The following is an 11,524-nucleotide window of genomic DNA, read 5'->3' on the forward strand; positions in this document are numbered from 1 at the left end:
AATCCGAAGAATTACGTGAAGAGAACCGACTTTTGTCACTATCAATTATCGAATTACCCTCATCTCGTCTAATCTGCAATGGTGACCATGAACTCCCCCATCCCCGCTTCCGATACCCCCGTCCTCAAGCTGGGCACGCGAGCTTCGAAGCTTGCCCTCACCCAATCGCAGATGGTGGCGGACGCAATCAAAGAAGCTGGCACACATGCGGGCACCCCCGTCCGCGTGGAGCTTGTTCATATCACGACTCACGGCGACGTTGACCCAACTCCTCTGTCGAAGCTGGGGGGAGCCGGGGTATTTGTTGCCCGCCTGCGCGAATCTCTACTTGCTGGCGAATGCGATATTGCCGTGCATTCGTGTAAGGATCTGCCGACCGACGATATTGACGGTTTGTCCCTCGTCGCGATGCCACCGCGCGAGGATGTTCGCGATGCTCTCTGTTCGCGAGGTGGCGCGCCGTTGGCAGAGCTTCCAGAAGGCGCAAAGGTTGGCACGGGTTCTCCCAGGCGTAGTGCGCAGATTCTGGCTACCCGCCCCGACATTCAGATCGTCGATATTCGTGGCAATGTTCCGACGCGCCTCGCACGCATCAACGAAGATCTGGACGCCGTCATATTAGCAACCGCAGGGCTCAACCGTTTAGGCATGTCAGAGGCGATTGCACAGTACCTTCCGACCAATCAGATGCTTCCTGCCGCCGCCCAAGGGGCACTGGCTATTGAAGTGCGATCCGACTGGGATCCCGCGTTGATCGCTCTTGTTGCGTCGTTGGATGACCCGGCAACACACATCGGCGTAACTGCAGAGCGTTCGCTCATGAACGCATTGGGTGCCGGATGCGCTGCACCACTTGGAGCGCTTGGCACAATCGACGACGGAGTATTGACCCTGCACGGACGCGTGATCGCGACCGATGGCAGCCAGGTGCTTGAACGTGTGGCCTCGTGCCCCATTCCCCAGGTCCACGATTCCACGTCCGCGATCTCCACCGAGACGCACGAGGCCGCAATCTTACTGGGACGCGCGCTTGCGCAGACCCTGCTTGGGGCGGGGGCCGAAGAAGTCGCTGACATACACGCCACGAAGAATCAGACGAAATGAGCACTGACGCACACGTCTTCATCACGCGCCCGCATTCTAAGGAGCGCCCCGACCCGTTTGGGCAGGCGATCGAAGCCCTCTCGACTCCGAACGTTCACGTTCACGCTGAATCTTTGGAACTCACTCGCACCACAGTGAGTGACGAGGAGTGCAAGCGTTTCGCAGATGATCTCATGACGTACGCGTCAACGGGTTCGTGCGGATGGATTCTGTTTACTTCAGCGCGCACGATTCGCGTATGCGCACATCGCATCGAGAATTTTGTCGATTATATGAAGTGCGTGCACGAACGAGGCGCGCGCATCGGCGTGGTTGGCCCCGCCACAGCGAAAGCATTGAAAGCGCTCGGCATCGACGTTGATCTGCAGTCCGAAGGGTCCGGGGAGGACTTGGCGAACGCTGTTGTCGCTTTCGATCGCGAGCGCAGTGTCCAGACTCGTGAAGTACTACTTCCACAGTCGGCAATCGCCAGGGTTCAGCTTCGCCAGATACTGAGCGAGGCCAGCTATCCTGTCCGTCATTACCCGGTCTACACAACGGTCACGATCGCTCCACGGTATTCTCTCGAGCTTGCCAGAATGTGCTCGTCCACCTACGTGGCCGCAACGGTCATCACCGCTCCCTCATCAGCGCGAGCTTTGAAAGACGTTGCACCCTACTTATTCCCCCATATCCCCGTCATTGTGTTGGGACAGGCGAGCGCCACAACGATGGCAGAGATCGCTCCCGAAGCTCAGGTCATTGTCGCCGATCATCCCACTCCTGACGCGGTTGCCGACTGTATCAAGCGCATTCTTGAAACACATGCTGGTCATTCACCACAGAAAGGGATCTGACTTTCCATGACTTCTCCCGCTCCATTCTTCCGCCCCCGCCGAGTTCGACAGTCCGCTGCGATGCGTGGCCTCGTCCGTGAAACTCGAGTGAGCGCCCAGCAACTGATCGCACCCGTGTTCGTTCGCGAAGGCATCGACTCTCCCGTGCCGATCACTTCAATGCCCGGCCAGTTCCAGTTCGACATTGATTCGTTGCGTCGCTACGCAGCCGAGTGTGCCGAAGCTGGCATCGGCGGGATTGACCTGTTCGGTGTGCCCGAGGTGCGTGATCCGACCGGTTCGCAGGCGTGGGCAGAAGACGGGATTCTGAACCGTGGCATCACTGCCATTGCCGAAGAAGTGGGCGATGCACTCGTCATCTGTGCCGACACCTGCCTCGACGAATTCACTGACCATGGGCACTGCGGTGTCCTCGACGAACAGGGCCGCGTTGACAACGATCCAACCTTAGACCTGTACGTCAAGATGTCTCTGTCTCAGGCTGAAGCCGGCGCCCACATGGTGTCCCCATCGGGGATGATGGACGGCCAGGTGCGCGCAATCCGCGAAGCGCTTGACGATAATGGGCACGCAGACGTTGCCATCCTTGCCTATTCGGCAAAGTACGCGTCCGCGTTCTACGGCCCATTCCGCGAAGCCGTCGACTCGACCCTGAAAGGCGACCGTCGCACCTACCAGCAGGATCCCGCGAACAAGCGCGAAGGCGTGCGCGAGGTTCTGCTCGACATCGAGGAAGGGGCTGACATCGTCATGGTCAAGCCCGCGCTTGCCTACCTTGATGTTTTGGCTGAAGTCGCTTCACTGTCGAGCGTCCCAGTTGCCGCCTACCAGGTGTCCGGCGAATACGCCATGGTCGAAGCAGCCGCCGCAAACGGGTGGATCAACCGCGATGCCATCATCGACGAATCCATCACCGCGATCGTGCGCGCAGGCGCTGACATGGTGCTCACCTATTGGGCGCTTGAAGTTGCCAAGCGCTTTCGAAAGTAAACCCGCGCACCACCCAGCGACACCCGGCAACTGCGCAAAACAGCGCGAAACTGACCGGCCTCGTCAATTTCTATACGACGTTAGACTCATGAATATACGGAGAACCCGATGACCACCAACGAAGAACTATTCACCCGTGCTTTAGGCGTGATTCCCGGCGGAGTTGATTCTCCCGTGCGCGCGTACGGATCCGTCGGTGGCGTCCCGCCGTTCATCACATCCGCGAAGGGCGCATATGTGAAGGACGCGACTGGGCGCACATACGTGGACCTGGTGTGTTCGTGGGGACCCGCCCTGCTGGGACACTCGCACCCAGCAGTCATCGAAGCCGTTCAGAAGGCGGCAGCGAAAGGCTTGTCGTTTGGTGCACCGACCGAGGCGGAAGTTGAACTCGCCGAACTGATCCGTTCCAGGGTGAGCCCCGCCGAGCGCGTCCGTTTCGTCTCCACCGGCACTGAAGCCACCATGACCGCCATGCGTCTGGCACGCGGAGCGACCGGTCGCGACCTGATCGTGAAGTTTGCCGGCTGCTACCACGGGCATTCTGACGCCTTGCTTGCGGCCGCCGGATCGGGTGTTGCTACCGGAGGTTTGCCCGGATCCGCGGGCGTGCCGACTGCGGTCAGCGCTCAGACGATCGTGTTGCCCTACCACGATGAGGTAGCCCTCGAAGAATGCTTTGCCACCCGCGGTCAAGAAATTGCCGCCGTCATCTGCGAAGGTGCGCCGGCCAATATGGGCGTCGTTGATCCCGGATCGTTCAACCTAGCGATTCGTCGCGTCACTGAAAAGTACGGTGCGCTGATGATCTTGGACGAGGTATTGACCGGCTTCCGCGTTTCCGCCGGCGGAATGTGGGGCTTGCGTTCAGCATCCGAAGGTGGTTGGGCACCCGATCTTTTCGCGTTCGGGAAGGTTGTCGGTGGCGGTATGCCACTGGCGGCGGTCGGCGGACGCGCAGATGTGATGAACCTGCTGGCTCCGCTCGGTCCCGTCTATCAGGCAGGAACCCTGTCCGGCAATCCGCTGGCGACCGCAGCCGGTATTGCCACCCTGAAGCTTGCCGATCAGGGCGTGTACGACCATGTTGACTCAGCCGCGCAGACGGTCATCGACATCGTGTCGTCCGCCCTTGTCGCCGAGAGTGTCCCCTTCGGCATTCAGCGCGCCGGTTCGCTGTTCTCCATCGCATTTGGGGACGAGGCCGCGCAGGCTCCACTGATCAACTACGCCCAAATGCAGGCGCAGGACACGTGGCGTCACCCGGCGTTCTTCCACGCTTTCCTTGATGCTGGCGTTTCCTTGCCACCGTCGCTCTTCGAAGCGTGGTTCGTGTCAGCCTCGCATGGCGAACGGGAGTTTGAAGCAATTGCCGCGGCGGCTCCTGTAGCGGCGCGCGCAGCTGCGCGCGCCGTAAAGCCACAGTGAGGGCTCGCCTGCGCCCCCACAATCTGACGAGAATGTCAGAGCACTACCCCTGATAGGGCGTGCCCGCTACCTGGTTTCCCAGACAGCGGGCACGTCTTTCTAGGCGCTTCTTCTACGCGAGTATCTTGAGGGAGCTACGGCTTAGAAGGGCTCGTAGAAGTCACGACTCATAGATGAGCCGTAGTCCGCGGAGGCATTCCAACACAGCACACGTATGCCCTATACACCACGGTGTCCCCGCCGACTTGCTCGTCAGAGGGGACACCGTGCGCTCAATGCGTGAAAACAGCGACCAGATTGGCCTACTTCAGACGCTGGCCTTCCCTGTAGACCTCAGCAACCTCAAAGTCCTCGGTAAAGACAACGGCATTCAGGACGACACCAGGCTCGAAAGTGAGGGTCACGCCAGCGCGTCCCTCGATTCCGAGCACCGCGGCGGGCGCACCAACGCCTGCGCGAACAACCTGTTCAATGCTCAAGAATCCGCCTCGCACCAAGCGTTGCAGTTCCTCGGCGATACGAGCCGTGCCACCGGCAATCGTGTCCGTTCCTGCAAGAACAGCAACACCGTCAGTGATGTCCACGTCCAAGCCACCTAGCTGGTAATTACCGTCAGGCATACCAGCGCCCGCCATCGCGTCGGTCACGAAGACAACGCCGTGTGGGTTTTCAGGCTCAACGAAGCGGACGACGTCAGACACCAAGTCAGCGTCCACGTGGATCGTGTCAGCAACCAGTTCAACGGCGACCTCACCCGCACGAGCAGCAGCGAGCAGTTCCCGGACAGGACCGGGAGCGCGGTGCGTGATCCCAGGCATTGCGTTGAACAGGTGCGTCGCAGTCTGTGGCAGAGTCTTGAATCCGATCTGCTTCGCGTAGGCGGTCGTCTCGGCGATGACCTCGCGAGTACGAGGCCCCGACGACACCGTGTGCCCCCACGACGGGATTGCGCCGTAGTCCAACAGGAGCTTCGCAGCCTCGGTAGCACCTTCCACTTCGGGAGCGATCGTCATCGAGCGAATGTAACCCTTGCCCGCTTCAAGCCACGTGCGTAGCTCATCAAGGTCGGGGTTACGTACCGCTTCCGGATTCTGCGCACCACATTTGTGAGGCGAAATGTACGGGCCCTCCATGTGGATGCCGATCAGATCACCGGACTCGCAGGCTACGACGAGTTCGCGGATCGCCGGCAATGGGTCCACCAACGACACCGTTGACGCCAGCATTGCCGTCGTCCCCATCTGACGGTGAGCGTTGATCACCGTCATGATCTTTTCAAACGTCGGCTCATCCGGGAACGAGCATCCCCCACCACCGTGGCAGTGAATGTCAATGAAACCCGGAGTAATCCAGCCCTTCACAGACTCGTCATACGGCAGAACCTCGACAACGCGACCATCCTTCACAACCAGGCCGGAACCACGCGTGTGACCGTCAGCGTCCAGTACCTGCCCGGTTAGAGTGACGACAGAGTCCTCGTCGACCAGTCCGTTGACTGGGAGTGCACCCGCGGCGCTCATCGCAGGATCTCCCACGCGTTCGTGTACACCTCCTTGTGGGCGAGCTTTGAGGCAGCCGCTTCGTCGAGCAGAACCGTGACGCTGGGGTGCATCTGGATGATGGACGCCGGCCAGAGAGCCGAAACGCCACCCTCGATCATCGCTGCAACCGCGTCAGCTTTGCCTTCTCCGGTGACGATCATCAGCAGGTGCTTCGCATCCATGATCGTGCCCAGGCCCTGCGTCATGCAACGGGTCGGAACCTGGCTCACGTCGCCGTCGAAGAAGCGAGAGTTATCTTCGCGAGTCTGCTTGGTCAACGCATCAACGTGCGTGCGCGACACCAGCGAACCGCCCGGTTCATTGAAGCCGATATGACCATCTGAACCGATGCCGAGGATCTGCAGGGTCACGCCACCAGCAGCCTTGATTGCCTCGTCATAGTCTTTCGCTGCAGCCTCAAGATCGTCGTCGAAACCGTTGGGAACATTGAGGTTTTCTTCGGTCAGGCCGGTCTTGTCATCACCGACGAGCTCGCGGGACAGTACCTTACGGTAACCCTCCGGATGATCCTCGGCGATGCCGACATACTCGTCAAGCGCGAACGCCTTGAAATCCGTTAGAGAGAACGTCCCCGCTGCGTGAGCATCGCGAATACGAGCATAAAGAGCCAAGGGAGTAGAACCCGTAGCAACACCCAGCGTCTTCACGTCGGCGACCGACAGGACATCAATCAATTCCTTGATAGCGACGTCTGCAACTTCGTCAGCCGTCTTAAAAATACCGATCTGCATGGTGTGGGACTCCTTTGATGACCCAAGTGCGTCTTTTAACCGATGCCATCAGTTTATGATTTGGACGATTGTCGCGGAATACGTTCACCGCATGTGCGAAGCGCGGTGGAATTATGCCCATAACGTAACGCCAATCATGCCACCGGAACCGGCGACCACAACACAACCCCGCCATTCGTTGAAATGGACTAGCCCCAAAAATTGGACTGGTTTCATTCTAGGCGGTTAGCGCTTCAAGGGCGGAGACGGCGGGATTCGAACCCGCGGTACGCTTCAACACGTACACACCCTTAGCAGGGGTGCGCTTTCAGCCACTCAGCCACGTCTCCAGTACGGAAGTACCCACTGATTCTAACGGGTTTCGATGCCGTGAGGGAAATTGGCACATCGAAATCACATGACGAAAGCATGGCACTCCCCGATGGAGAGAACTCGGCTCAGTCGAGCCGAGTTCTCTCGTCCTCAGGAACGATCAACTGTTACGAACGATCAACCGTTACCGAGTCTTCATCCTTGCGACGACGAGATATCAGTGCACCAACACCCGCTAGACCAACAAGCACTGCCACTCCGAGAAGTCCCACAATCGATGCACCAGTGAGTGCAAGCGTGGATTCAGCTTTCTTCATCGGCCTCCCACTCAATGGTGTAGCCACTTCGTTTTTCCCACCGCTAGGCTTTGCCACCGCAAGTGCACGAATAGTTACCGGCTCTTGCATGGACTGCTCGAAAAGAATCTGAAGCGTCTGAGTTGCAGGGACCTTCACCGTAGGCTTCAAGATCTGGGTCGGTAGCTTCGCACTCCACGTGTCTCCATCAACCGTTCCAGCAACCGGCTGATCGTCAACTTCAAGCATTGGAGCTTTAACTGCACACGCTTGAACCTTGGACTGATCTGCAACTGCACCCAGGGTTAAGGTAGCTTGGATCTGCGGGTCATCCTTTGAATCCAGCAGAACGTAGTCGGGCTTCTTCTTGGAAACACACGCAAGGTTTGCTTCGCCAGGAGCGCCCTTGCCATCCACCTTCGGAAGGTAGAGCGGATCGGGCGAGCAGGTTCCCTCCGCATCATTATTAAGCGAAGCAGTCCAGTTCGTTGATTCGATACCTGCATGCTTAATCGTCAGATATGTAACGTAAAGATCCGCCTGGGGGTTAGCAACTTGCTCAGCATTGGCGACAAGTTCGAAAGAGGCTTCTTCACCTTCGGTGACACTCTTTTGGGTTTGCCCCGTTATCCCCTTGTACTGCCAACGATCCTTGGTTTGGTGAGTAACGGTTGCAGTGCCCGACAGTTCAGCTTTTGAGGACTCCACAGTCACCGATTGCTGGGACTTCGAATCAATGTCGCACAACGCGTTTACGGTCGGGGCAACAGGAGCCTTTGCGCTGGTTGCGACCGTGAACGAGGGGACGTTTGCCAGATCCTTACCGTCAACGTTCACCACCGGCGTGTGCGTTTCAGTCATGTCGTGATCTGCCGGAGCGGTGCGAGTGACGCTCACCGTTGCAGTCCAGACATTGTTTTCAATAGTGCCAGTGGCACGCTTCCCATCGATCGTAACGACGGGGTCAGCAGGAAAAACAGGTTTGCCCGGCTCCGGTTGGGCTTGCGAGGCAATCTGCCAGGCTCCATACCTTTCATAACCCCACTCTGACGCGGGATTATGGTATGCACTGAGCCAGTAGGCGTTGTCGGGAAGCGTGCACGTTACCTCAACAGTTGATCCTTCGGGCATCTTTTGGCTGGCAGGAGTACAGGTTGCAGGCAGATGCTTCCGGTCCTTGGTGTCGATAAGAAACTCGACGTCGTAGTTAGTGAGTCGCCCCTTTTCGTTTTCGACGACGAATGTTGCCTTCTTTTCTTCCTTCACCTGCTGAAGCGGGATCGACACGGTGTAGTCAACGCTGACGTCTGCTTTCGGTTCAACGTCGAAACGGCTGGCGGCAAGTGGCTGGACGGTAGCGTCGCCGAGAGCCATTATGGGTCCCGGCTGAGTGTCAGCGTAGCGCGCACGCATGGTTCCGAACATGCTCGAAGCCGGGCTGTATCGGTCGCCGGTCAGGTTCGCCCCGGCCGCCCATGCCGTCGGGGTGACTAGGATGCTGGTAGCAAGAACCACACATGTAGCGACTCCAGCAACACGCAGTTGAACTTTCATGTCTACTCTCATTTCTGGGACTTTTTAGGCATGGCTACATTACATTAGGCTCACCTTATTTCAAAGGTGAAGGCACGCATCTATCCGCGCACCCTGACCCAAATAAAGCCCGTCCAGCACCCCTAAGATTCGGGCATTAGCCCTCATTAGCCCCAAGATCCAGCCCGCCGTAACACACCCGCCCCTCCAGATCAGAAAGATCAACAAGGGCAGAGTTTTGGTTCCACACGTGCATGGGCATCCACCGCACGTTTTGTTTGACCCATTGGTTGAGGCGAAGTTGTCGGAAGGTGTTTTCTTCAGCTGGTTTTGAAGGGTCCTGGGTTTTGTTCCTCGGTTTTATCGAGGAGGATAAGGGCTATGGCCCAACATTATTCGCAAGAGTTCAAAGCTTGAGCAGTGTGTCTTGTCAAGGAGCGGTTAAAACAGGACCCGGCATTGTCCATGAGGGTGTCAGTGGCGTGCGTCGGGGCAGATCCCCGATCACTACTCAGCCCACACACGTACCGGATAGGCGACCAGACCTTATGGAGCGTAACTTCCGCGCTAAGCACCCCCATCAGCTCTGGGTTGCTGATATTACCTATGTCCGCACCCGGGCCGGGTTCGTTTACACAGCGTTTGTCACCGATGTATTCTCACGCATGATTGTGGGCTGGTCCACCTGATCAACCATGCGAACCGAGGCATTGCCATTGGAAGCCCTTGATCAGGCGATTAGCCAGGCCAAAGGGGAATCTCGCCTCGCTGGCCCACCACAGTGATCATGGCTCTCAGTACGTCTCCAGCGCTTATGGAAGTTTGCTTGCCGAGCATAGTATCGCCTCGTCCACTGGAACAGTTGGAGACTCTTACGATAACGCTCTAGCAGAAACAATCAACAGGCTATACAAAACCGAGCTGATCTACTCCCAGACCTGAGCAGGAGTGACGGAGGTCGAGTTCGCGACAATAAACTGGGTCCACTGATGGAACACCACTAGGCTCCACAAAGCTCTTGAGCACCACACCCCAACCAAGATCATCACAACTTATAACCAGACCCACGCCAGACAACTGGCACCCAATTTAAGAAGCAGAACAAAACCCAAGACACTTCATTTCGCGCTCAAATTGACATGAGGCACCACGTACTTTTCATGACAGAAGTAGTATTTAGAAATTACAGATAGACCCGGTAGCGTCTTCGCCACAACGACTGCACGCAAGATCTCAGGGCAGCAGTAACCACGGACATTTTCTGGGGATACTTTCAGGGTAGAAAATCTACCTTTGCGGACGGGCGGGAGCCTCAAAACCCTCCCGCTTGGCGTGGTTTTTATACCGCTTAGTTCAGATTACTTGTACTGCCGGCAATAAGGCTTTTAACTGTAAGTAGCAGATACACAAACATCCTGGTTTTACGCAATATTGCTGGTTAATACGAGAGGAAAGGAATTGGAACGGAATGAAATTCACGCTCACGATTGATCCCGCCGTAACCGAAACTATCGTGACGGTAACGGCGCGGGAGGTCGATGCTGAGGTGCAAGCGATTCAAAGGCTTGCTTCCGGTAGCCTAGATAGCTCTTCCTCCCCCGCAGTCGAGCGCCCGCTTCGCCGCCTCATCGGGACAAGTGGCAATGACGCCACGGTGTTGGAAGTGCGTGCGATCCTCGCGTTCTTTACTGAAAAGAAAGCGGTGTTTGCCCACACCAGTAAGGGTGATTGGCGGATCAAAGCCCGAATGTACGAACTCGAAGAATCTCTACCTGCAGGCGATTTCGTACGTATTTCACAATCGGAGATTGTCAATATTGCCGCGATTAAGAAACTTGATCTTTCTTTCTCGGGAACGATTAGTGTGCAGCTAAAAGATGGCTCGCGCTATTACGTCTCCCGCCGACAACTTCCAGCTTTCAAAGCCAAACTTGGAATCTAACCCCCGCAGAAAACCCCTAACTCACGCAAAGGATAAAACCCATGGAAACTAAAAGCATAATTGGTCTCACCCTGGTAGGGGCTTGCATTGGGATCACTATCGGCACCAGTATCGAACTTATTTTTTCTTCTCTTTCCTCCTCTAGCTATTACCCGGGAGCTCCAGAATTCTTAAACAGTTTTGGAAACGAAAACGTGGCAGTATTGATTGAGCGGCTTATTTACGCAGCCTACGGCATAATCAGCAGCTTCGCGGGGTTGCTTTATCGTAACGAAACCCGCCCGCTTATCCTCAATACCGCCCTGCATTTCGGGATCGTACTTATCTGTGGCATCGCAGCTGGCAGTTACCTTAAATGGTGGAGCTCTAGCTTCGATATGCTCGGCGTAATCATCACAATAGTGCTTATCTATCTACTGATTTGGCTATTCAATTGGCTAGCGGCTCGCGCCGAAGTCAAAAAGATGAACCAAAAATTGCGATAAAGCCGGGTTAAGCACCACCCCATCAACGACAACGAGGTGCACAAAAAAGTGTCGTGACATTGCAAACGCAATGTCACGACACATACCAGAGCGGAGGGCGAGGGATTCGAACCCCCGGTGCCATTGCTGACACAACGGTTTTCAAGACCGTCACCTTCGGCCACTCGGTCAGCCCTCCAGTGGGATTCAGAGTACATGAAAAACATTCAAACTCAGAACCGAACAAACACCTGGGGCCGCGGAATGCATCATGATGACACAATCCGTGGCCCCACGGTAAGCGAGAAGATCAGTCAAGCGTGGCC

10 protein-coding genes and 2 tRNA genes are annotated in these 11,524 nt (G+C 56.8%); 7 read left to right on the top strand and 5 right to left on the bottom strand.

The window, feature by feature from the left end:
• Window positions 1-87: 87 nt before the first annotated feature.
• The 4 genes from hemC (at window position 88) to hemL (ending at window position 4,358) form a co-directional block, all read left to right on the top strand.
• Complete coding sequence (hemC, locus tag QP503_RS00970) at window positions 88-1,104, top strand: hydroxymethylbilane synthase (RefSeq protein WP_285084314.1); 1,017 nt, start codon at window positions 88-90, stop codon at window positions 1,102-1,104.
• On the top strand, window positions 1,101-1,940 hold the full coding sequence (locus QP503_RS00975; protein ID WP_219585494.1) for a uroporphyrinogen-III synthase: 840 nt from the start codon (window positions 1,101-1,103) through the stop codon (window positions 1,938-1,940). The genes hemC and QP503_RS00975 overlap by 4 nt, the downstream gene beginning before the upstream one ends.
• A gap of 6 nt (window positions 1,941-1,946) precedes the next feature.
• The gene (gene hemB / locus QP503_RS00980; protein ID WP_179370008.1) at window positions 1,947-2,930 is read left to right on the top strand and encodes a porphobilinogen synthase; all 984 of its coding nucleotides are present in this window, start codon (window positions 1,947-1,949) and stop codon (window positions 2,928-2,930) included.
• A gap of 108 nt (window positions 2,931-3,038) precedes the next feature.
• Complete coding sequence (gene hemL, locus QP503_RS00985) at window positions 3,039-4,358, top strand: glutamate-1-semialdehyde 2,1-aminomutase (protein ID WP_103632957.1); 1,320 nt, start codon at window positions 3,039-3,041, stop codon at window positions 4,356-4,358.
• A 302-nt stretch (window positions 4,359-4,660) separates the two neighbouring features.
• Here hemL and QP503_RS00990 read toward each other — a convergent pair whose 3' ends face one another.
• The 4 genes from QP503_RS00990 to QP503_RS01005 all read right to left on the bottom strand — a co-directional run bounded on the left by QP503_RS00990 (window position 4,661) and on the right by QP503_RS01005 (window position 8,813).
• Complete coding sequence (locus QP503_RS00990) at window positions 4,661-5,893, bottom strand: N-acetylglucosamine-6-phosphate deacetylase (protein ID WP_285084295.1); 1,233 nt, start codon at window positions 5,891-5,893, stop codon at window positions 4,661-4,663.
• Window positions 5,875-6,651 (bottom strand): glucosamine-6-phosphate deaminase, encoded by a 777-nt coding sequence (gene nagB / locus QP503_RS00995; RefSeq protein ID WP_179370010.1) that lies wholly within the window; start codon window positions 6,649-6,651, stop codon window positions 5,875-5,877. The genes QP503_RS00990 and nagB overlap by 19 nt, the downstream gene beginning before the upstream one ends.
• 240 nt (window positions 6,652-6,891) lie before the next feature.
• A tRNA-Ser gene (locus tag QP503_RS01000) sits at window positions 6,892-6,980 on the bottom strand.
• Window positions 6,981-7,130: 150 nt separating this feature from the next.
• Window positions 7,131-8,813 (bottom strand): hypothetical protein, encoded by a 1,683-nt coding sequence (locus QP503_RS01005; RefSeq protein ID WP_006680411.1) that lies wholly within the window; start codon window positions 8,811-8,813, stop codon window positions 7,131-7,133.
• A gap of 527 nt (window positions 8,814-9,340) precedes the next feature.
• Between QP503_RS01005 and QP503_RS08890 the strand changes: the two genes are divergently transcribed.
• The 3 genes from QP503_RS08890 to QP503_RS01020 all read left to right on the top strand — a co-directional run bounded on the left by QP503_RS08890 (window position 9,341) and on the right by QP503_RS01020 (window position 11,219).
• Window positions 9,341-9,481 (top strand): DDE-type integrase/transposase/recombinase, encoded by a 141-nt coding sequence (locus tag QP503_RS08890; protein ID WP_006680413.1) that lies wholly within the window; start codon window positions 9,341-9,343, stop codon window positions 9,479-9,481.
• A 779-nt stretch (window positions 9,482-10,260) separates the two neighbouring features.
• On the top strand, window positions 10,261-10,734 hold the full coding sequence (locus tag QP503_RS01015; RefSeq protein ID WP_006680414.1) for a LytTR family DNA-binding domain-containing protein: 474 nt from the start codon (window positions 10,261-10,263) through the stop codon (window positions 10,732-10,734).
• A 41-nt stretch (window positions 10,735-10,775) separates the two neighbouring features.
• On the top strand, window positions 10,776-11,219 hold the full coding sequence (locus QP503_RS01020) for a DUF3021 domain-containing protein (protein ID WP_103632951.1): 444 nt from the start codon (window positions 10,776-10,778) through the stop codon (window positions 11,217-11,219).
• 91 nt (window positions 11,220-11,310) lie between these two features.
• Here the strand turns inward: QP503_RS01020 and QP503_RS01025 are convergent.
• Window positions 11,311-11,397, bottom strand: a tRNA-Ser gene (locus QP503_RS01025).
• Window positions 11,398-11,524 lie beyond the last annotated feature (127 nt).

Origin of the sequence: Pauljensenia sp. UMB0895 (assembly GCF_030218905.1) — a bacterium.
Taxonomy (GTDB): Bacteria; Actinomycetota; Actinomycetes; order Actinomycetales; family Actinomycetaceae; genus Pauljensenia; species Pauljensenia turicensis_A.

Excerpts from the sequence above, each read along its gene's own strand:
- hemC (WP_285084314.1), top strand. The coding sequence starts at position 88 with ATGAACTCCCCCATCCCCGCTTCCGATACCCCCGTCCTCAAGCTGGGC.
- QP503_RS00975 (WP_219585494.1), top strand. The coding sequence starts at position 1,101 with ATGAGCACTGACGCACACGTCTTCATCACGCGCCCGCATTCTAAGGAG.
- hemB (WP_179370008.1), top strand. The coding sequence starts at position 1,947 with ATGACTTCTCCCGCTCCATTCTTCCGCCCCCGCCGAGTTCGACAGTCC.
- hemL (WP_103632957.1), top strand. The coding sequence starts at position 3,039 with ATGACCACCAACGAAGAACTATTCACCCGTGCTTTAGGCGTGATTCCC.
- nagB (WP_179370010.1), bottom strand. The coding sequence starts at position 6,651 with ATGCAGATCGGTATTTTTAAGACGGCTGACGAAGTTGCAGACGTCGCT.
- QP503_RS01005 (WP_006680411.1), bottom strand. The coding sequence starts at position 8,813 with ATGAAAGTTCAACTGCGTGTTGCTGGAGTCGCTACATGTGTGGTTCTT.
- QP503_RS08890 (WP_006680413.1), top strand. The coding sequence starts at position 9,341 with ATGGAGCGTAACTTCCGCGCTAAGCACCCCCATCAGCTCTGGGTTGCT.
- QP503_RS01015 (WP_006680414.1), top strand. The coding sequence starts at position 10,261 with ATGAAATTCACGCTCACGATTGATCCCGCCGTAACCGAAACTATCGTG.
- QP503_RS01020 (WP_103632951.1), top strand. The coding sequence starts at position 10,776 with ATGGAAACTAAAAGCATAATTGGTCTCACCCTGGTAGGGGCTTGCATT.